This window comes from Streptomyces sp. NPDC056600 (assembly GCF_042792855.1).
Lineage (GTDB): Bacteria > Actinomycetota > Actinomycetes > Streptomycetales > Streptomycetaceae > Streptomyces.
In genome coordinates, this window is record NZ_JBHTVQ010000058.1 from 1 (window position 1) to 20,478 (window position 20,478).

Here is a 20,478-nt window from a genome sequence, read left to right on the forward strand (position 1 = left end):
GGAGAGATCCGGGCGCCGCCCCCTCGACGTGCAGCGTCGCTACAGCCCCTTCGGGGGGATCGGCGACGCCGCCACCGACTGGGGCGAGCTGCTGCTGGCGAACGCGGACGGCGCGGCCATGCCCGCCGTCGGGTCCACCAGCGGCTCCACGGTCGCCTGCTCCGGGACGCCGAGCATCCGGATGCCCGCCGCGTCCAGCGCCCGCTTCATCCGCCAGCGCAGCTCCCGCTCCACGTTGACCGCCTTGCCGGGCATGGTCTTCGCCGTCACCCGGATCACCATGGAGTCCAGCAGCACGTCGTCCAGACCCAGCACCTCGACGGGACCCCACAGGATCTCGTTCCAGGGCTCCTCCTTGGCGATCCGCTCGGCGACCTCGCCCAGCACCGACTTCACCCGGTCCAGGTCCTCCTCGGGCCGCACGGTCACGTTCACGCCGGCCGTGGCCCAGCCCTGGGAGGCGTTGCCGATCCGCTTGATCTCGCCGTTGCGGACGTACCAGATCTCGCCGTTGTCGCCGCGCAGCTTGGTGACCCGCAGGCCGACCTCGATGACCTCGCCGGTGGCCACGCCCGCGTCGATGGTGTCGCCGACGCCGTACTGGTCCTCGAGGATCATGAAGACGCCGGAGAGGAAGTCGGTGACCAGGTTCCGCGCGCCGAAACCGATGGCGACACCGGCCACACCCGCCGAGGCGAGCAGCGGCGCCAGGTTGATCTGGAAGGCACCGAGCACCATCAGGAAGGCCGTGCCGAGAATGACGAAGGACGCCACCGACCGCAGCACCGAGCCGATGGCCTGCGAGCGCTGACGCCGCCGCTCGGCGTTGACCAGCAGGCCGCCCAGGGTGCTGCCCTCGGTGGCGGAGGTGTTGCGGTTCATCCGGTCGATCAGCCGGGTGATCGCGCGGCGGACCAGCATCCGCAGGACCAGCGCGACCGCGACGATCAGCACGATCCGCAGACCCACGGCCAGCCACGACGCCCAGTTCTCCTGGAACCAGCCCGCCGCCTCGGAGGCACGCGCGTGCGCCTCCTCCAGGGACGGCATGGTCGGGGTCGGGGCGGGGGTGGTCGACGAGGCGGGGGCGGTCGTGGACGGGTCCGGGCCGGCGGCCGGGAAGGCGGCGGACAGGGACACGGGGGACACGGTGGGATACCTCCAGGTGCGGTGGCTGCCCCGGCGGGGGCACGGCGACGGCCACGGAGGCCGAAGGGGCAGCCCGACCACACTAACGGGGCAAACCGGGTGGCTTAGCCGCTTCCCGGGGAAGAGAGACGGGCCTCACCAGAGGATGAGGAAGGGATAAGGGGTGCCCTCGTGCGCCGAGGGACGCCCGGCGCAGGGCGGGGCCGGCGGTGTCCCGCTGTGGTCAGGACCACTCCGCGGGCGGCCACCCTGTTGTTGCCACGTGGTGGCGCCGCGACCAGGGCAGAGGGGAAACTGACTGCAGATCGTCCCGGCGCGAGCCACGCGCCGCCGGCGTACAAGGAGGCACCGTGCCGCACGTCCTGGTCCTCAACGCGTCGTACGAGCCGCTCGGCGTCGTACCGCTCCGCCGCGCGCTCGTCCTCGTCCTCGAGAACAAGGCAGTCTGCCTCGAGGAGTCCGGCGCCCACCTGCACAGCGCGACCCTCTCCCTGCCGGCCCCCAGCGTGGTCCGGCTCAAGCGTTTCGTCCACGTCCCCTACCGGGGGCCGGTGCCTCTCACCCGACGGGCGCTCTTCGCCCGGGACGGCGGCCGCTGCGTGTACTGCGGCGGCGTCGCCACCAGCGTCGACCACGTGATCCCCCGCAGCCGCGGCGGGCAGCACGTCTGGGACAACGTGGTGGCCTCCTGCCGTCGCTGCAACCACACCAAGGCCGACCGCCACCTCATGGAGCTGGGCTGGAGACTGCGCCACAAACCGGCCCCGCCCACCGGCCTGGCCTGGCGCATCATCGGCACGGGCCACCGGGACCCGCGCTGGCTGCCGTACCTGCGGCCCTACGGCGCGGACGAGGCCCTGGCCCGGATCGACGGCGTGTCCGCCTGACACCTGCCACCGGTCCGGGCCTTCGCGTACCCGGCGCCCTGCGGCGCCCGGGCCGCCCGCGGCCGCGCCCGTGGAGGGCACCCGTTCGGGGGAGGGCATGTCTGGTCCGGCGTCCGGTGGGTAGCCACTTGTGCGGGCGTGCTCGACCTCGACGAGGAGGAACCGTGGCCGGACCGGTACCAGGAGAGCCGCTGGCGCGGCTCGCGCAGTCGTACGGGGTGGCCACCGAGTACCGGCCGGCGCCGGACCGCACGGTGGCCGTGCCCCGGGAGGCGGTGAGCGCGGCGCTCGCCGCGCTGGGCGTGGACACGGCCGACCCCGCCGCCGCGCTGGCGGCCAGGGAACGCGAGCTGGCCGAGCGGCTGCTGCCGCCCACCGTGGTGCTCCGCCCCGGGCGGGCGCCCGAGCTGCCCGAGGGCGCCGACGTCCGCGTGGTCACCGAGGACGGGGAGACCCGCACCGGTCCCGCGGCGCTCGAGGACCTGCCGTACGGCGTCCACCGGCTCGCCGTCACCGCCCCCGACGGCCGCGCCGGCGAGGCCCACCTGATCGTCGCCCCCGACCGGGCGCCCGGCGTGGAGGGGCGGCACCGCGGACTGCTGGTCCAGCTCTACTCGCTGCTCTCGCACCGCTCCTGGGGCATGGGCGACCTGGGCGACCTCGCCGACCTGGCCGGCTGGGCGGGGCGCGCCCTGGACGTCGGCTTCGTGCAGCTCAACCCGCTGCACGCGAGCGTGCCCGGCCCGCCCGTGGACCCCTCCCCCTATCGGCCGTCCTCCCGCCGCTTTCCCGACCCCCTCTACCTGCGGGTCCAGGACGTCCCCGAGTTCGCCCACGTCGCCGAGGAGGAACGCCCCGCGCTGCGCGCCCTGGCCGAGCAGGCCGCCCGGCTGCGCGAGGGCGTGCTGGAGAAGGACGCGTCGATCGACCGCGACGCCGTCTGGGACCTGAAGCGCCGCGCCCTGGAACTGGTGCGCGCGGTGCCCCTCGCGCCGGGCCGCCGCGCCGCGTACGCCGCGTTCGTGGCCCGGGAGGGGCGCGCGCTGGACGACCACGCGACCTGGTACGCCCTCGCCGAGGTGCACGGACCCGACTGGCACCGCTGGCCCGAGCGGCTGCGCGACCCGCGGTCCCCGGAGACCTCCCGGGCGCGGCTCGAGCTCGCCGACCGCGTCGACCTCCACCGCTGGCTGACCTGGCTCACCGACGAACAGCTCGCCGCCGCCCGGCGCGCCGCCCGTGAGGCCGGCATGGGCGTGGGCCTGATCCACGACCTCGCCGTCGGCGTCCACCCCGGCGGCGCGGACACCTGGGCGCTGCGGGACTGTTTCGCCGCCGGCATGTCGGTGGGCGCCCCGCCCGACGCGTTCAACGCCCACGGACAGGACTGGGGGCTGCCGCCCTGGCGGCCCGACCGGCTCGCCGAGACCGGCTACGCCCCGCTGCGGGACCTGCTGCGGGCCTGCTTCCGGCACGCGGGGGCGCTGCGCATCGACCACGTCATGGGTCTGTTCCGGCTCTGGTGGGTGCCGCAGGGCCGCCCGCCCACGGAGGGCGCCTACGTCCACTACGACGCCGAGGCGATGCTGGCGGTCCTGGTCCTGGAGGCCCACCGAGCCGGCGCCGCCGTCATCGGCGAGGACCTCGGCACGGTGGAGCCCGGCGTCCGGGAGGCCCTGCGGGAGCGGGGCGTGCTGGGCACCTCGGTGCTCTGGTTCGAACGCGACTGGGAGGGCGGCGGCCGCGTCCTGCCCCCGGAGAGCTGGCGGGCCGACTGCCTGGCCACCGTCACCACCCACGACCTGCCCCCCACCGCCTCGCGGATCGCCCACGACCACGTCGACCTGCGCCACCGGCTGGGCCTGCTCACCCGTCCGGTGGAACGCGAACGGGAGGAGGCGGCGGCCGAACTGGGGGAGTGGCTGGCGGAACTGGACGGCCGCGGGCTGCTGGACGGCACCCGCGAGGAGGACGTCGTGCGGGCCCTGCACCGCTTCCTGTGGCGCACCCCGGCGCGCCTGGCCGGTGTGTGGCTGCCCGACGGGGTGGGCGACCGGCGGCCGCAGAACGTCCCCGGCACCTGGGACGAGTACCCCAACTGGCGGCTGCCCGTGGCCGACGGCGAGGGGCGGCCCGTCACCCTGGAGGAACTCTCGTCCTCCCCGCGGCTGCACGCGCTCCTGGCGGCCCTGCGGGAACCGGTCGAGGAGGACGGGCGGCCGGAGCCACCCGGCTGACACACCCGCCGGAACGGCACCCCGGGCGCGCGGCCCCTGCCCGCGTCCGTTACCTTGGGCGCCGTGGACAAGAAGAACGCCCTGCGCACCGGCGCCCTGGCCGCCGGCACGACGCTGATGATGCTGCTCATGTCGTCCCCCGCGCTCGCGCTGACGCGCGACGACGGCGACGACCCCGGCACCGGCCTGAGCGTCATCGAGACGCTGGGCCTCTACGTCGTCGCCCCGCTCGTGCTCTTCGGGGTCATCGCCGGTCTGGTGATGGTCCTGGACAAGTCCAAGGAGGAGCACCGGGTCACGTCGACCAACATCAGGACCAAGAACTCCTGACCCGGTCACCCGGTCACCCGGTCGTCCGGCCGCCCGAGCGCGGCAGGCCGGAACAACAGCAGACCGCTGAGGGTGCCGCCCTCGCGTCACGGCTACGGTCCGTGGGGCGAGGACGGCACCCTCGTCGCGTCCTCACCCCGCGCGGAGCCGAGCGCCGTCAGGAACGTCGGCCGTGAGGTACCGCTGCACCGTCGGCGCGAGCCAGGCCACGATCTCGTCGTGGCTCATCGCCACCACCGTCGGCACCAGCATCAGGTAGCGCAGTACCGCCATGCCCACGACCTGCGAGGCGATCAGCGCGGTACGGCGCGGCACCTCGGCGGGGACCGTGCAGAAGCGCGCCACCACCGGCCCGACCTGACGCTCCAGCAGAGCCTGCTGCCGCCCCTCGTCCATCCCCGAGGCCATCGCCACCCGGAGCATCGCGACCAGCGAGTCGTCCGCCTCCCAGCGCTGGAGGAAGTGCCGCACCAGCGCCTCGCCCGCCTCCTCGGGACGCACGCCGGCGAAGTCCGGCATCCGCAGGTCGATCTCCGACGCGGCCTGGAACAGCCCTTCCTTGCTGCCGTAGTAGCGCATCACCATGGCCGGGTCGATGCCCGCGTCCCGTGCGATGGCGCGAATGGTGGCCCGCTCGTAGCCGTCCGCGGCGAACCGGGCGATCGCCGCCGTGAGGATCGCCGCGCGGGTGGCGTCCGACCTGCGAGGGCGAGGTGGTCCGGCGTCGGCCGCCGGAGGGCTGTTCTCGGTCATGTCAACAAACGTAGGCCAACGGCTGTTGACCGTCCAGAGCCGCGGGTCTAGCGTGGTCAACAAGCGTTGGCCAACAGGTGTTGACTCGCATTGCGGCCGGGTCGCACCGAGGCCGCCGACCAACGGGAGGCCACCATGACCGCCATGCACGGCACCACCCCGCACCCCGCCGACGACGCGGCCCGCTCCGTGGCCGTCGTCGGCGCCGGCCCCACCGGACTGCTGCTGGCCGGCGACCTCGCCGAGGCCGGGATCCCCGTCACCCTCGTGGAGAAGCGCCCGCACCGGATCAGCAACCTCTCCCGCGCCCTGGTGGTGCACGCCCGGACCCTGGAGCAGCTGGACGCCCGGGGGCTCGCCGACGAGCTGGCCGGGATCGGACGTCCGCTCGGCAGCCTCCGCCTCTTCGGGCGGCTCTCGCTGGACCTGGGCTCGCTGCCCTCCCGCTTCCCCTACGTCCTGGTCGTCCCGCAGTACGAGGTGGAGCGGCTGCTCGAGCGGCGCGCCGTGAAGGCCGGGGTGCGCTTCGCCCACGAGCGGGAGGTGACCGGCCTGCGCCAGGACGCCGACGGGGTGGACGTCGAGGTCCGGACGCCCGGCGGTCGGACGGAGTCGCTGCGCGCCGCCTACGTGGTGGGCGCGGACGGCGTGCACAGCGCGGTCCGCGACCTGATCGGGCTCCCGTTCCCGGGACGTTCGGTGATCCGCTCCCTGGTCCTCGCCGACGTGAGGCTGACCGAGGAGCCCGGCTCGGTGCTCACCGCCGACGCCGGGCCGGACGGGTTCGCGCTGGTCGCCCCCTTCGGCGACGGCTACCACCGGGTGACCGGCTGGCGGCGGGGCCACGACCGGCCGGACAGCGACCCGGTGGACCTGGAGGAGGTCCGCGAGATCGTCCGCGGAGCCCTCGGCACCGACTTCGGCATGCACGACCCGCGCTGGATGTCCCGCATCCACAGCGACGAGCGGCAGGCGCCGTCCTACCGCGTCGGCCGGGTCCTGCTCGCAGGCGACGCCGCGCACGTCCACTCCCCGGCGGGCGGTCAGGGGATGAACACGGGGCTGCAGGACGCCGCCAACCTCGGCTGGAAGCTGGCGGCGGTGCTCGGCGGGCACGCCGCCCCGGAGCTGCTCGACACCTACCAGGGCGAACGTCACCCGGTGGGGCGGATGGTGCTGCTGGGCAGCGGCGCCCTGATCCGGGGCGCTCTGGCCCACGGCCCGGCCGCCCGCCTGCTGCGGGCGACGGCGCTGGACACGGCGAGCCGGGTGGGTCCGGTGTGGCGGCGGGGCACCGCGATGGTCAGCGGCATCGGCATCCGATACCGCCGGCCGCGCGGTGCCCACCGGGTGGTCGGCGCCAGAGTGCCGGACGTCCCGCTGGCCGGCGGGGGCCGCCTGTACGAGGCCCTGCGCGGCGGACGGTTCGTGCTGCTGGCCCCGCCCGGACTCGACCTCGCGCCCGGGGGTGAGCGCCTGGCCGTGGAGCGGTGGGCCGCCCCGCGCGGCACGGCGGTCCTGGTCCGCCCCGACGGCTACGCGGCATGGGCCGCTGAGGAGGCCACCGCGGAGCAGGTGCGGGCCGCGGTGGGTGAGCACGTGGGCTGATCAGGCCTCACTGCGGGGGTGCACGGCCGGGTGTTCCGCCGTGGCCAGCAACTCCCGCAGCATGTCCGCCAGTTCGGCGGCGCGGCGGTCGTCGAAGGCGTCCCGCACGGCCTGGTTCTGCTCGGCGAGCCCGGCGCCCACCGCCTCGTCGACGAGCGCGAGCCCGCGCTCGGTGAGGGAGACCCGCAGGCCGCGCCGGTCGTCCGGGTCGGGTGAGCGGGTCAGCAGCCCCGCCCGTTCCAGCTTGTCCAGCCGGCCGGTCATGCCGCCGGTGGTGAGCATCAGCGTGGTGGAGAGGTCGCGCGGGCTCAGGGTGTACGGCTCGCCCGAGCGGCGCAGCGTGGCCAGCACGTCGAACTCCCCGCGGGAGATGCCGAACGCGGAGTACGCCCGCTCCGCGCGCTCGCCCATCACCCGCGCGAGCCGGTAGATCCGCCCGAAGACCTCCATCCCCGGGGTCCGGAGGTCGGGGCGTTCCCGGGCCCACTGCTCGATGATCGCGTCGACGCCGTCCCGGGGCTGCTGGCCACTGCTGCTCATGTGCCGAGTATCGGCGTCGTCGACGATCCCTCGCAAATAAGCAGCTTGCCAGTAAGTAGCTTACTGCTAAGCTACTTGTCGCGGTGGCGCGACGACGCAGCGGTGACCGCGGGGGAGGTCCGGATGGGCGAGGGCAAGGCCGCGGGGCGGCAAGGAGTGCCGGGGGGAGGCCGGTTGACGGCGTCGGCGGTGGTGAACGGCATCGGGTCGGGGATGTACATCCCGTTCAGCCTGGTCTTCTTCCACCACGTCACCGGGCTCTCCTACGCGATGGCGGGGTCCGTGCTGACCGTGGCCGGCCTCGGCGGGATGGCGCTGGTGCCGTTCATCGGCACGGCGGTGGACCGGCACGGGGCGCGGCGGATGCTGCTGCTCTTCCACGGGATCCGGTTCGCCGGGTTCCTCGCCTACCCCTTCGCCGACTCCCTCGGAGCCTTCGCCGGCGTCGCCCTGCTGACGGTGACCGCCGAACGGGCCTACACGGGAGTCCAGACGGTCCTGGTGGACGAGGTGGCCCTGGGCGCGGACAGGGACCGGCTGCAGGCCAGGCTGCGGGCGGTGGGCAACGCGGGGCTCGGCGCGGGGACGCTGATCGTCTCCCTGGTGGTCGGGATCCTGGGCCCGGCCGGCTACCACGGCACCGCGCTGGCCAACGCCGCGGCCTACGCGGTGGCGGCCCTGCTGCTGCGCGCGGTCCGGCCGGTACGGGAGGGCAAGGGCGAGGAGGCGGCGGACGCCGCCGCCCCGGGCTACCTGCTCGTCGTGCGGGACCGCCCGTTCCTGGTGCTCACCGGCGCGAACTTCTTCAACGCGCTCAGCTACACGGCGCTCTCGGTGCTGTTCCCGCTCTCCGTCGTCTCCCTGGGCGGTCCCGACGTGCTCACCGGCGTGGCCTTCGCCGTCAACACGGCGCTGTGCGCGGCGGCCGGCACCTACGTGGGGCACCTCGTGCGGCGCGCCGGCGCGCGGCGGACCCGGGCGGCGGCGCTGGGGTCCCTGCTCTTCGCGGCGGGTTTCCTGACCCAGCTCGCGCTGGCGGCGGCCCGGCCGGACTCGGCGGCGGTGCTGACGGCCGCGCTGGTCGGGGGCGTGGTGGTCGTCACGGTGGGGGAGTTGGTGCACAGTCCGGCCGCCGACGTGCTCGCGGTGTCCGCCGCGCCGACCGCGGTGCGGGGGCGGTACATGGCGGTGTACCAGCTGTCCTGGTCGCTGGCGAAGGCGCTGGCGCCGGCGTTGTTCACCACACTGCTGGCGCTGGACGGGCGGGTGCCGTGGGTCTTCCTGACCGGCACCTCGCTGGTGGCGGCCGGGCTGCTGGTGGTGGCTGAGCGACGGCTGCCGGAGGGCGCGGTGCGGGTCGGAACGGCGGCGGAGCGGGTGGGGGTGGCGGCGTGAGCCGGACGTCGGATCAGGCGCGGACGGTGCGGGACACCGGGGCGGCGGTGTCGGTCACCCGGGAGGCGCGGGGCGCCGGGGCGGCGGCGACGGTCACCGGTCCCGTCGCGGCGGTGACCGGCCTGACCGTGGCGGCCACCGGTCTGGCCCAGGTGTTCTGGGGCGGGACCTACGTGGTGACGACCGAGTTCCTGCCGCCCGACCGCCCGCTGTTCACGGCGCTGATGCGGGCGCTGCCCGCCGGGCTCCTGCTGCTGGCGGTCACCCGCGTGCTGCCGCGCGGCGACTGGTGGTGGCGTGCGGCGGTCCTGGGGGCGCTGAACATCGGGGCCTTCTTCCCGCTGCTGTTCCTCGCCGCGTACCGGATGCCGGGCGGAATGGCCGCGGTCGCCGGGTCGGTGGGGCCGCTGCTGGTGGCCGGACTGGGGGCGGTGCTGCTCTCCGAGCGGGTACGGGCCCGGACCGTGCTGACGGGCCTGGCGGCGGTGGCCGGGGTGGCGCTGGTGATGGCACCGGGCATCGGCACGGTCGACGCGGTCGGGATGGCCGCGGCGTTCGGGTCGGCGGGCGCGATGTCGCTCGGCACGGTCCTCGGCAAGCGGTGGGGGAGGCCGACGGGGGTCGGTCCGCTCGCGCTGACGGGCTGGCAGCTGACGGCGGGCGGGCTGGTCATCGCGCCGCTCGCCCTGGCCGTCGAGGGGGCGCCGCCCGCGATCGACGGGGTGAGGGCGGCCGGGTACGCGTACCTCGCCCTGGTCAACACGGCGCTGGCGTACTGGCTGTGGTTCCGCGGGCTGGGACGGATGACGGCCACGGGCGTCGCCTTCCTGGTGCCGTTGTCGCAGCTCACCGCGACGGTGCTGGGGTGGGGACTGCTGGGGGAGGCCCTCACGGCCGTGCAGGTGGTGGGGATGGCGGTGGCCCTCGGGGCGACGGTGGCCGGGCAGACCGCGACGCGTCTCCGGCGGCGCGGGGGTGGGGGCGTGGCCGCGACGCCGCGACCGCCGTCGCGGCCGGTGTCCCGGTCCCGGTTCCGGTCGCGGTCGCGGTCGCGGGAGCGCACTCGGGCGTGACGTTTCCTCGGGGCCCGCGTCGAGGTCCGGTTCCGCGACGGCCGGCCTGACGGGGCCGGCCCGACGACAGCCGCGGCGGCACGCGCGGCGGGCGCGCCGCCACGTGCGCGGGCGCGGTTCCGCCCATCGGGCCCGACCCGGTCCGGATGAGCCGGGCCCGGTGTCCGCGGCAAGCCCGCCCCGGTCCCCAACGGGCCGTCCCGGTCCGCGGTGAGCCCGCCTGGCACCCAACGGGCTGTCCTGGTCCGCGGTGAGCCCGTCCCGGTTGCGGTCCCGGTCGCGGTCGCGGTCGCGCACTCGGGCGTGACGTTTCCTCGGGGCCCGCGTCGAGGTCCGGTTCCGCCCATCGGGCCCGAGCCGGTCCGGATGAGCCGGGCCCGGTGTCCGCGGCAAGCCCGCCCCGGTCCCCGACGGGCCGTCCCGGTCCGCGGTGAGCCCGCCTGGCACCCAACGGGCTGTCCTGGTCCGCGGTGAGCCCGTCCCGGTCGGCGGGCGGTCCGCTCCGGTCCGCGTGCACCCGTCCCGGTCCGGTGGTAAGCCTGCCCCAGTTCGCAGGGGGGTCCCATCTGGTTCGCAGTAGCCCGATCCGGTCGGCGGCAGGCCCGGCCCGGTCCGCGGTGGGCCCGCCACTGTCGGCGTCAGGCCTCCGGGCGGAACGCGGGCAGCACGCGGGCGGAAGGGCGGGCCCCCTCCGCCCGGTGGGTCAGGGCTTGGCGGGGCGGGGCCCGGGGGCGAGGTGGCCGGTGCGCGGGCGTTCGCGCCAGAGGCGCAGGCCCGTGTCGACCAGCTCCACGTGGTCGAGTTCCGCGACGGCCGACAGCGGATGCCACGCCGCCATGTCCGTCGATCCCCCGACCTCGTTGCGCAGCGACCCGCCGGTGATGCGCGCCTCGTACACCACGCGCAGTCCGTGGAAGTCGGCCCGCGCCCCCAGCCGCCGCGGATAGGACCGGCGCACCGAGTCCACGCCGAGGAGGGCCACCGGTTCGACGTCGAAACCGGTCTCCTCCTCGACCTCCCGCACCACGGTGTCGTAGGGGTCCTCGCCGTGATCCATACCGCCGCCCGGCAGGGTCCAACGCCGTGTACCGTCGCCCGCGACCCACCGCGCCAGCAGCACCTGCTCGTCCCGCACGCAGACGGCGTAGGCCGCCACCCTCAACTCCTCATGCATACCCAGACGTTACGGCAGGACCGCGGACCCGGCAGCTCGACGCGGTGGGCGGATGCCACCCGCGCGGCGCCGCCGTCCACCGCCGGGCCCGCACCACGGGGCCGTTGACACGCCGCCGCCGGGCCGCCACTCCGTCGTCACACGCGACACGCCAGTCACACGGTGTGGCGGGATTACGCCATGGCAGCAATACGCCTCCGGCAACTCTCCCCAAACTCCGTACTCATAGGTAAAGCTGAGCGGTCATCCGGACCATTTCTCCGGATGTCGGCGATCCCGGGCATTGGCGCCCGCGCGACGCCCTCCTCACTTTCCTTCACTCGCAAGGGAAATCGATGACCTCTCATCCCGAGCGCACCCAGATATCGGGCGCGAGACGCGCTGCGCGCATCGCCGTCGCCGCGGGTCTGGTGGCGGCGCTCTCCGCGGCCGGGCCGATACCCATGGCCTTCGCCGCAGACGCAGCCTCCGCGGCCGACCAGCCCGCACCGGGCAAGTCGGCCCACGACAAGCTGGGTTCGGAAGACGCCGAACTCCTCGCCGCCGCCCAGGCGGACGGCGAGAAGAACGTCACCATGATGGTGATCACCGAGCCCGGACAGACCGAGCAGGTCGCCGAGCAGCTCGACGCCGTCAAGGGCGCGTCGGTGGGCAAGTCCTACGACAAGCTCGGCTACGTCCGCGCCACGGTTCCCACCGGCAAGGCGGAGTCGGCCATCGCGGCCGCCGCCAAGCTCTCCTCCGTCCAGGGCATCGACCTGGACAAGGAGGTCAAGCTGGACGACCCGCGTCCGGACGCCGGCAAGAAGACCTCCGGCGCCGAGGCCACCGGCACCTACGCGGGCCCCGGCGCGAGCACCCCGGCGAAGAACCCGTACAACCCGTCCTTCGAGACGGGCGCGGTCGACTTCGTCAAGCAGAACCCCAAGGCCGACGGCCGCGGCGTCACCATCGGCATCCTGGACTCCGGCGTGGACCTCGGTCACCCGGCGCTCCAGAAGACCACCACCGGTGAGCGCAAGATCGTCGACTGGGTGACCGCCACCGACCCGATCGTCGACTCCGACGCCACCTGGCGTCCGATGATCAACCCGGTCTCCGGCACCAGCTTCACCTACGGCGGCCGCACCTGGACCGCGCCCGCGGGCGAGCACAACGTGCAGCTGTTCCGCGAGTCGTACACCGCGGGCGGCGACGCCGCGGGCGACGCCAACCGTGACGGCGACACCACCGACGTGTGGGGCGTGCTCTACGACGCGGCGGCCGGCACGGTCATCGTCGACCAGAACAACAACGGCGACTTCACGGACGACACCGTGATGAAGCCGTACAAGGAGGACCACCAGGTCGGCTGGTTCGGCAAGGACGACCCGGCCACCGACGTCGCCGAGCGTCAGCCGTTCGTCGTCGAGATCCGCAAGGACGTCCCGATGGACCCCTACGGGGGCACCTGGGTCGGCCAGAAGCGGGACTTCGTCAACATCGGCGTCATCGAGAGCGAGCACGGCACCCACGTCGCCGGCATCACCGCCGCCAACGGCCTGTTCGGCGGCAAGATGAACGGCGCCGCCCCCGGCGCCAAGCTGGTCTCCGCGCGCGCCTGCACCTGGACCGGCGGCTGCACCGCCGTCGCCCTCACCGAGGGCATGATGGACCTGGTCGTCAACCGCGGCGTCGACATCGTCAACATGTCGATCGGCGGTCTCCCGGCGCTGAACAACGGCGACAACGACCGTTCGCGTCTCTACACGCGTCTCATTGACCAGTACGGCGTCCAGCTGGTGATCTCCGCGGGCAACTCCGGCCCCGGCGTCAACACCATCGGCGACCCCGCCCTCTCCGACAAGGTCATCTCGGTCGGCGCGACCGTCTCCAAGGAGACCTGGGCCGCCAACTACGGCTCCGTCGTGGAGAAGGACTACGCGATGATGCCGTTCTCCTCGCGCGGTCCGCGTGAGGACGGCGGTTTCACCCCGACCCTCTCCGCCCCGGGCGCGTCGATCAACACCACGCAGACCTGGCTCCCCGGCGGCCCCGTCGCCGAGGCCGGCTACGCGCTCCCGGCCGGCTACTCGATGCTTCAGGGCACCTCGATGGCCTCCCCGCAGGCCACCGGCGCGACCGCGCTGCTCATCAGCGCCGCCAAGCAGAAGAAGATCGACCTCGCCCCGGCGAAGCTGCGCACCGCGCTGACCTCGACGGCGAACCAGATCCCCGGTGTCCAGGCCTACGAGCAGGGCGCCGGTCTGATCGACATCGTCGACGCCTGGGACTCCATCAAGCACAACGCCAAGGCCAACGAGTACACGGTCAAGGCCCCCGTCGACACCAACATCGACTGGGCGCTGGCCGAGCCGGGCTTCGGCACCGGCCTGTACGACCGTGAGGGCGGCATCAAGGTCGGCGAGCGCAAGGTGTACGACGTCGTCGTCACCCGCACCTCCGGCTCCAAGGCGAGCGTGCTGCACAAGCTGTCGCTGAAGAACAACCACGGCCGCACCTTCGACATCGTCGGCAGCGAGCTGGTTCTCCTTCCGCTGAACAAGCCGGTCACCGTCAAGGTCGCGGCGAAGCCCGGCTCGCTGGGCATGCACAGCGCGATCCTCGAGGTGAACGACCCGTTCACCGAGGGCGTCGACCAGCAGATCATGACCTCCGTGATCGCCGCCTCGGCCGTGAAGAACACCTTCGCCGCCTCGGGCACCGTGCAGCGCAACAGCCACAAGTCCTACTTCGTGACCGTGCCCGAGGGCGCCACCTCCCTCGAGGTCGCGCTGAGCGGCCTGGCCGACAAGAGCCAGACCCGCTTCATCTCGATCCACCCGTACGGTGTCCCCTCGGACCCGACGTCGACCGTGAACTGCTACCCGAACTACCCGGGCGGCGACGGCGGCTGCAAGCCGCAGGCCCGCTTCTACGCGCCCACCCCGGGCGTCTGGGAGATCGAGGTCGAGGCGCGGCGCACCTCGCCGCTGCTGAACAACCCGTACAAGCTCGACGTCACCCTGCTGGGCGCCACGTTCGAGCCGGAGACCCTCGAGATCCCCGCGGCCAAGGTCGGCGAGCCCGCCGCGGCCGAGTGGACGGTGGAGAACAAGTTCGCCGCCTTCGAGGGCAAGCTGGTCGGCGGCTCGCTGGGGTCGTCCAAGACGGACCGTCCGACCATCGCCAACCACGAGGTGCAGGAGTTCACCGTCGAGGTGCCCGCGGGCGCCGAGGCGCTGAACGTGTCCATCGGCAACGTCTCCGACACCGCCTCGGACCTGGACCTCAACGTCTACAACGCGGCGGGCACGAAGGTCGGCTCCTCCGCCGACGGCGACTCCGAGGAGTCCGTCTCCATCAAGACGCCGGCCGCCGGCACCTACACCGTCGAGGTCGACGGCTACTCGATCCCGAGCGGCTCGACCCAGTACGACTACCTCGACGTGTTCTTCTCCGAGGCGCTCGGCACCGTCGCGGTGGACGGCACCACGGTGAAGCTCGCCGAGGGCGGCAAGGCCTCCTTCTCGGGCACCGTCACCGTCGGCGCGCCGGCCCCGGCGGGACGTGAGTTCTTCGGTCAGGTCCAGCTCGTCAACGCCAACGGCACCCCGGCGGGCGTCGGCAGCGTGAAGATCGGCAGCGTCACCGAGTAAGGCGTCACCGGGTAACCGGCTCGCGGCCCCGGCCGCGCCAGGGTGACGAAGGGGCGGGCGTCCATCACCGGACGCCCGCCCTCTTTCCTTGCCCCGTATCCCCTTCACGCCAGGGGCCCGGCCCCTCACTCCGTCGGACAGACCCCTCCGTCGTCGGGGCGGGTGGCGTCGAGTTCCGCGCGCTCGGCGGCGAGGCGGTCGCCGGTGGCCCACCAGCCGCCCGACGCCCCCTGGGTGACCAGGGCCCGGGTGCCGACCGGCAGGTCGGTGCGGGCCTCCTCGGGGAGCACCGTCACCGCGACGGGCGCCTCGGACGCCTCCTGCTCCGGCACCCAGTACCGTTCCGCCTCCAGCGTCACCTGGACGTGGCCGTCGGGCAGCGGCCGCAGACGCACGACCGTGCCCTCGACGACCAGGCTCGCGCAGGCGACGGCCGGCCGGTCGGCGGACGAACCGGGGGCCGCCGCCTTCTCGTCGGCTCCCATGTCCGGCTTCGCCTCGGCGTCCGAGGCCGAGTAAGAGGCGTCGCCGCGGACGGCGCCGGTCGCACCGAGGTACATCACCCCGGTGACCGCGGCCGCGGCGGCCAGCCCGGCGCCCCACGTCACGGCGGACCGCCGTCGCGCGCGGCGGCGGGCGGCGAGCTCCTCGGGCGGGACCGGGGCAGCGGCGGCGGGCGTGGCCGGCGCGGCGGCGAGCGCGTCGCCGATGTCCCGCAGCGCCCCGCGCAGCAGCAGCACGTCCGCCTCGGCCGCCTCGTGGGCGGCGCGCGTCCTCTCGTCCGCGTCCGGCGCGACGGGGTCACCGTTCAGCACCGCCAGCAGCGGGTCGTCCTCGTGTCCGGCGGGCATCCTCACACCACCTCGTCCTCGTGCAGACGGGCCCGCAGCGCCCGCACCGCGCTGTGCAGCCGGCTCTTCACCGTGCCCTCCGGCACCCCCAGCTCCGCCGCGATGTCCCGCACGGCCAGGTCGGCGTAGAACCGCAGCGTGACCACCTGCCGCTGGGCGTCGGTCAGCTCGTCCAGGCCGTGCGCCACGGACAGCTGCAGCACGCTCGACTCCTCGCCGGACGGCTGCTCGGCCGGCCGCAGCGAGGCCAGTCGCTCGCCCACCCGCTCCTGGCGGCGGCGTGCCCGGTGCCAGTCCATCGCCCAGTTGGACGCCACCACCGCGGCCCACGCCGACACGTCCCGCGGGGCCTCCTTGCCGGCGGCGGACCGCTCCAGCAGGCGCAGCCGCACGTGCTGGACCCCGTCCGCCAGGTCGGCCTGCGGCACCCCGCCGAGCGCCAGCACCGCCCGCACCCGCCGCTCCTGCTCAGGCTCCAGCGGGTCGGCGGGGTCGGCCCCCGCCGCGCCTCTGAAACGCACCCGTCCGCGCAGCACGCCGCCCCTCCCGTCACGCACCTTCGCCCCTACGACGCCGGACGACGCGGAAACGTTCGCCGCGACAACAAAATGGCGTTCGTCACATCGTCGGGACATCATCGCGTCGCGTCCGGAGGGATTGCGCCCGCCGCCCATGAACGCAGGATTCGCGCGGGGGACGACGGGTAGGCGCCGCAGGATCGCCGCCGGGCCCCCGGTCCGCACCCCTGTCCGACCTGCGAGAGGACGGGCAAAGGATTGGACAGGTCACCCGGTGACCGCCGCATGATGGAAACCGGACATCGCGCACCAGGGCACGCGCGGCGCCGCACACAGGACACAGACGTCGCAGCACACAGACGCAAGGGAGTCGCACCGTGAGGGTCGGAATCGTCGGAGCCACCGGTCAGGTCGGCACGGTCATGCGCAGGATCCTCGCCGAGCGGAACTTCCCCGTCACGGAGCTGCGCCTGTTCGCCTCCGCCCGCTCCGCCGGGCGCGACCTGGACGGTGTCACCGTCGAGGACGCCGCCACCGCCGACTACTCGGGCCTGGACATCGTCCTCTTCTCGGCCGGCGGCGCCACCTCCAAGGCCCTCGCCGAGAAGGTCGCCTCCCAGGGCGCCGTGGTGATCGACAACTCCTCCGCCTGGCGCATGGACCCCGAGGTCCCGCTGGTCGTCTCCGAGGTCAACCCGCACGCGGTCGCCGACCGCCCCAAGGGCATCATCGCCAACCCGAACTGCACCACCATGGCCGCCATGCCGGTGCTGCGCCCGCTCCACGACGAGGCCGGCCTCGAGGCCCTGGTCGCCACCACCTACCAGGCCGTCTCCGGCTCCGGCGTGGCCGGCGTGGCCGAGCTGCACGGCCAGGTCCGCAAGGTGGTCGAGGAGGCCGACAAGCTCGCCCACGACGGCTCCGCCGTGGAGTTCCCCGAGCCGGACGTCTACAAGCGGCCCATCGCCTTCAACGTGCTGCCCTTCGCCGGCAACCTCGTCGAGGACGGCCTGAACGAGACCGACGAGGAGCAGAAGCTCCGCAACGAGTCCCGCAAGATCCTGGAGATCCCCGAGCTCAAGGTCTCCGGGACCTGCGTGCGCGTGCCCGTCTTCTCCGGCCACTCCCTCCAGGTGAACGCCCGCTTCGCCCGCCCGCTCAGCCCCGAGCGCGCCGCCGAGCTGCTGGCCGACGCCCCCGGCGTCGTCCTCACCGACATCCCCACCCCGCTCCAGGCGGCCGGCCAGGACCCCTCCTTCGTGGGCCGCATCCGCCGCGACGAGACGGTGGAGAACGGCCTCGCGCTGTTCGTCTCCAACGACAACCTGCGCAAGGGCGCCGCGCTGAACGCCGTCCAGATCGCGGAGCTGGTCGCCGCGGAGCTCTCCGCTAAGTAGTCGCCACCCGTCATCGGCACGCCGGGCGGTCACCCTCACGGGTGGCCGCCCGGCGCGGTTTCCCGGCGTTGTCCACAGGGGGTCCGCGCGGTTCGTCCACAGGCGGAGTTACCTCATCGCGCGGAGGCCGGAGCCCGTGGAAGGATGGCGCAACCTACGCACAACGAGGAGATGACCGCGTGCCTGGCACCAATCTGACCCGCGAAGAGGCACAGCAGCGGGCCGAGCTGCTCACCGTCGACTCGTACGAGATCGAGCTCGACATCTCCGGCGCCCCGGAGGGGGAGGCGACCTACAGGTCCGTCACCACGGTGCGCTTCACCTCCGCCCGCGACGCGGAGTCCTTCATCGACCTGGTCGCGCCCGCCGTCCTGGAGGTCACGCTCAACGGTGACCCGCTGGACCCGGCCGAGGTCTTCCAGGACTCGCGGATCGCGCTGCCCGGCCTGCTCGAGGGACCGAACGTCCTGCGGGTCGTCGCGGACTGCGCCTACACCAACACCGGTGAGGGCCTGCACCGCTTCGTCGACCCGGTCGACGAGCAGACCTACCTGTACACCCAGTTCGAAGTGCCGGACGCCCGCCGCGTCTTCGCCTCGTTCGAGCAGCCGGACCTCAAGGCGACGTTCCAGTTCACCGTGAAGGCCCCCGAGGGCTGGAGCGTGATCTCCAACTCGCCCACCCCCGAGGCCAAGGACGGTCTCTGGGCGTTCGAGCCGACCCCGCGGATCTCGTCCTACATCACCGCGCTGATCGCCGGCCCGTACCACTCGGTGCACAGCACCTACGAGAAGGACGGCCGCACGGTCCCGCTCGGCATCTACTGCCGCCCCTCGCTGGCCGAGCACCTCGACGCCGACCACATCTTCGAGGTCACCCGCCTGGGCTTCGACTGGTTCGAGGCGAAGTTCGACCACGCGTACCCGTTCGCCAAGTACGACCAGCTCTTCGTACCGGAGTTCAACGCCGGCGCCATGGAGAACGCGGGCGCGGTCACCATCCGCGACCAGTACGTCTTCCGCTCCAAGGTCACCGACGCCGCCTACGAGCGCCGCGCCGAGACGATCCTCCACGAGCTGGCCCACATGTGGTTCGGCGACCTGGTCACCATGGAGTGGTGGAACGACCTCTGGCTGAACGAGTCGTTCGCCACCTACACCTCGGTCGCCTGCCAGGCCGCCGCGCCCGGCTCCCGCTGGCCGCACGCCTGGACGACGTTCGCCAACTCCGAGAAGACCTGGGCGTACCGGCAGGACCAGCTGCCGTCCACCCACCCGATCATGGCGGACATCAACGACCTCGAAGACGTCATGGTCAACTTCGACGGCATCACCTACGCCAAGGGCGCCAGCGTCCTGAAGCAGCTGGTGGCGTACGTCGGTGAGGACGAGTTCTTCCGCGGCGTGCAGGCCTACTTCAAGCGCCACGCCTTCGGCAACACGCGCCTGCCCGACCTGCTGGGCGCGCTGGAGGAGACCTCCGGCCGCGACCTGAAGAACTGGTCGAAGAAGTGGCTGGAGACGGCCGGCATCAACATCCTGCGCCCGGAGCTCGAGACCGACGACGCCGGTGTCATCACCTCCTTCGCCGTCCGCCAGGAGGCCCCCGCGCTGCCCGCCGGCGCCAAGGGCCAGGCGCTGCTGCGGCCGCACCGCATCGCGATCGGCCTCTACAGCCTCGACGCGGCGAGCGGCAAGCTGGTGCGCACCGAGCGCCTGGAGCTGGACGTCGACGGCGAGCTGACCGAGGTCCCGCAGCTGGCCGGCACGGCCCGCCCGGACGTCGTCCTGCTCAACGACGACGACCTGTCGTACGCCAAGGTCCGCCTCGACGAGCGCTCGCTGGCCTTCGTCACCGAGCACCTCGGCGACTTCGAGTCCTCCCTGCCGCGCGCCCTGTGCTGGGCCTCCGCCTGGGACATGACCCGCGACGGCGAGCTGGCCACCCGCGACTACCTGGAGCTGGTGCTCTCCGGCATCGCCAAGGAGTCCGACATCGGCGTCGTGCAGTCCCTGCACCGCCAGGTCAAGCTGGCGCTGGAGACGTACGCCGCCCCGGCCGACCGGGACGCGCTGCTGGCCCGCTGGACCGAGGCCACCCTGGCCCACCTGCGGTCCGCCGAGCCGGGCAGCGACCACCAGCTCGCCTGGGCCCGCGCCTTCGCCGACGCCGCCCGCACGCCGGACCAGCTGGACCTCCTCGAGGCCCTGCTCGACGGCTCCCGCAGCCTCGACGGCCTCGCCGTCGACGCCGAGCTGCGCTGGGCCCTGGTGCAGCGGCTCGCCGCCACCGGCCGGTTCGACGAGGCGGAGATCGCCGCCGAGTACGAGCGCGACCGCACCGCGGCCGGCGAGCGGCACGCCGCCACGGCCCGCGCCGCGCGGCCGACGCCGGAGGCCAAGGCCGAGGCGTGGGCCGCGGTCGTCGAGTCCGACAAGCTGCCCAACGCCGTGCAGGAAGCCGTGATCATGGGCTTCGTGCAGAGCGAGCAGCGGGAGCTGCTGGCGCCGTACACGGAGAAGTACTTCGAGGCGCTGAAGGGCGTCTGGGGGTCCCGCTCCTTCGAGCTCGCCTCGCAGATCGCGGTGGGCCTGTACCCCGGCATCCAGGTCTCCGAGGACACGCTGGCCCGTACCGACGCGTGGCTGTCCTCCGCCGAGCCGGTCGCGGCGCTGCGGCGCATCGTGACCGAGTCGCGTGCGGGCGTGGAGCGCGCCCTGCGCGCCCAGGCGGCCGACCAGGCCGCCGCCGGCGCCAGGTGACACGCCGCCGCTGACCCGCGCCGCCGCTGACCCGCGCCGCGCGCGGGGAAGCCAAGGCGAGGAACGCAAAGGAGGGGGCGCCCGGTACCACCGGGCGCCCCCTCCCGCGTTCACGGGACCCGCGTTCACGGGACCCGCGTTCACGGGACCCGCGTTCACGGGACCC

General features: G+C 73.8%; 15 protein-coding genes. 9 read left to right on the forward strand and 6 right to left on the reverse strand.

Features of this window, described 5'->3' with window-relative positions; genetic code table 11:
* Positions 1 to 39: 39 nt before the first annotated feature.
* Positions 40 to 1,140 (reverse strand): mechanosensitive ion channel family protein, encoded by a 1,101-nt coding sequence (locus ACFRAV_RS24895; RefSeq protein ID WP_382558506.1) that lies wholly within the window; start codon positions 1,138 to 1,140, stop codon positions 40 to 42.
* Positions 1,141 to 1,499: 359 nt separating this feature from the next.
* Between ACFRAV_RS24895 and ACFRAV_RS24900 the strand changes: the two genes are divergently transcribed.
* The 3 genes from ACFRAV_RS24900 to ACFRAV_RS24910 all read left to right on the forward strand — a co-directional run bounded on the left by ACFRAV_RS24900 (position 1,500) and on the right by ACFRAV_RS24910 (position 4,603).
* Positions 1,500 to 2,036 carry an HNH endonuclease gene (locus ACFRAV_RS24900; protein ID WP_351117414.1) on the forward strand — a complete coding sequence of 179 codons (537 nt, stop codon included), beginning with the start codon at positions 1,500 to 1,502 and terminating at the stop codon, positions 2,034 to 2,036.
* Positions 2,037 to 2,200: 164 nt separating this feature from the next.
* Positions 2,201 to 4,273, forward strand: a complete 2,073-nt coding sequence (gene malQ / locus ACFRAV_RS24905; RefSeq protein ID WP_382558478.1) for a 4-alpha-glucanotransferase — start codon at positions 2,201 to 2,203, stop codon at positions 4,271 to 4,273.
* A gap of 63 nt (positions 4,274 to 4,336) precedes the next feature.
* A complete protein-coding gene (locus tag ACFRAV_RS24910; RefSeq protein ID WP_382558479.1) occupies positions 4,337 to 4,603 on the forward strand; it encodes a hypothetical protein in 267 nt (88 codons plus the stop codon).
* A gap of 132 nt (positions 4,604 to 4,735) precedes the next feature.
* Here ACFRAV_RS24910 and ACFRAV_RS24915 read toward each other — a convergent pair whose 3' ends face one another.
* The gene (locus ACFRAV_RS24915) at positions 4,736 to 5,356 is read right to left on the reverse strand and encodes a TetR family transcriptional regulator (RefSeq protein ID WP_382558480.1); all 621 of its coding nucleotides are present in this window, start codon (positions 5,354 to 5,356) and stop codon (positions 4,736 to 4,738) included.
* A gap of 144 nt (positions 5,357 to 5,500) precedes the next feature.
* Between ACFRAV_RS24915 and ACFRAV_RS24920 the strand changes: the two genes are divergently transcribed.
* Positions 5,501 to 6,964: an FAD-dependent oxidoreductase gene (locus ACFRAV_RS24920; RefSeq protein ID WP_382558507.1), complete on the forward strand. Its 1,464-nt coding sequence runs from the start codon at positions 5,501 to 5,503 to the stop codon at positions 6,962 to 6,964.
* On the opposite strand, the gene ACFRAV_RS24925 is transcribed toward ACFRAV_RS24920, so the two are convergent.
* Complete coding sequence (locus ACFRAV_RS24925) at positions 6,965 to 7,504, reverse strand: MarR family winged helix-turn-helix transcriptional regulator (protein ID WP_382558481.1); 540 nt, start codon at positions 7,502 to 7,504, stop codon at positions 6,965 to 6,967.
* A 174-nt stretch (positions 7,505 to 7,678) separates the two neighbouring features.
* Between ACFRAV_RS24925 and ACFRAV_RS24930 the strand changes: the two genes are divergently transcribed.
* Both ACFRAV_RS24930 and ACFRAV_RS24935 read left to right on the forward strand, forming a co-directional pair.
* Positions 7,679 to 8,899 carry an MFS transporter gene (locus ACFRAV_RS24930; RefSeq protein WP_382558482.1) on the forward strand — a complete coding sequence of 407 codons (1,221 nt, stop codon included), beginning with the start codon at positions 7,679 to 7,681 and terminating at the stop codon, positions 8,897 to 8,899.
* 113 nt (positions 8,900 to 9,012) lie between these two features.
* A complete protein-coding gene (locus ACFRAV_RS24935; protein ID WP_382558508.1) occupies positions 9,013 to 9,972 on the forward strand; it encodes an EamA family transporter in 960 nt (319 codons plus the stop codon).
* 703 nt (positions 9,973 to 10,675) lie between these two features.
* Here ACFRAV_RS24935 and ACFRAV_RS24940 read toward each other — a convergent pair.
* Positions 10,676 to 11,146 (reverse strand): NUDIX hydrolase, encoded by a 471-nt coding sequence (locus ACFRAV_RS24940; protein ID WP_382558483.1) that lies wholly within the window; start codon positions 11,144 to 11,146, stop codon positions 10,676 to 10,678.
* Positions 11,147 to 11,481: 335 nt separating this feature from the next.
* On the opposite strand from ACFRAV_RS24940, the gene ACFRAV_RS24945 reads away from it, so the two are divergent.
* Positions 11,482 to 14,784 (forward strand): S8 family serine peptidase, encoded by a 3,303-nt coding sequence (locus ACFRAV_RS24945; RefSeq protein ID WP_382558484.1) that lies wholly within the window; start codon positions 11,482 to 11,484, stop codon positions 14,782 to 14,784.
* 125 nt (positions 14,785 to 14,909) lie between these two features.
* Here ACFRAV_RS24945 and ACFRAV_RS24950 read toward each other — a convergent pair whose 3' ends face one another.
* Both ACFRAV_RS24950 and ACFRAV_RS24955 read right to left on the reverse strand, forming a co-directional pair.
* A complete protein-coding gene (locus ACFRAV_RS24950) occupies positions 14,910 to 15,635 on the reverse strand; it encodes a hypothetical protein (protein ID WP_382558485.1) in 726 nt (241 codons plus the stop codon).
* Between the two features lie 2 nt (positions 15,636 to 15,637).
* Positions 15,638 to 16,171, reverse strand: a complete 534-nt coding sequence (locus ACFRAV_RS24955) for an RNA polymerase sigma factor (protein ID WP_108955303.1) — start codon at positions 16,169 to 16,171, stop codon at positions 15,638 to 15,640.
* A 359-nt stretch (positions 16,172 to 16,530) separates the two neighbouring features.
* Between ACFRAV_RS24955 and ACFRAV_RS24960 the strand changes: the two genes are divergently transcribed.
* Positions 16,531 to 17,550 carry an aspartate-semialdehyde dehydrogenase gene (locus ACFRAV_RS24960; RefSeq protein WP_382558486.1) on the forward strand — a complete coding sequence of 340 codons (1,020 nt, stop codon included), beginning with the start codon at positions 16,531 to 16,533 and terminating at the stop codon, positions 17,548 to 17,550.
* A 179-nt stretch (positions 17,551 to 17,729) separates the two neighbouring features.
* Entirely contained in the window at positions 17,730 to 20,312 is a 2,583-nt protein-coding gene (gene pepN / locus ACFRAV_RS24965; RefSeq protein ID WP_382558487.1) for an aminopeptidase N, read from the forward strand.
* The last annotated feature ends 166 nt before the right edge of the window (positions 20,313 to 20,478 follow it).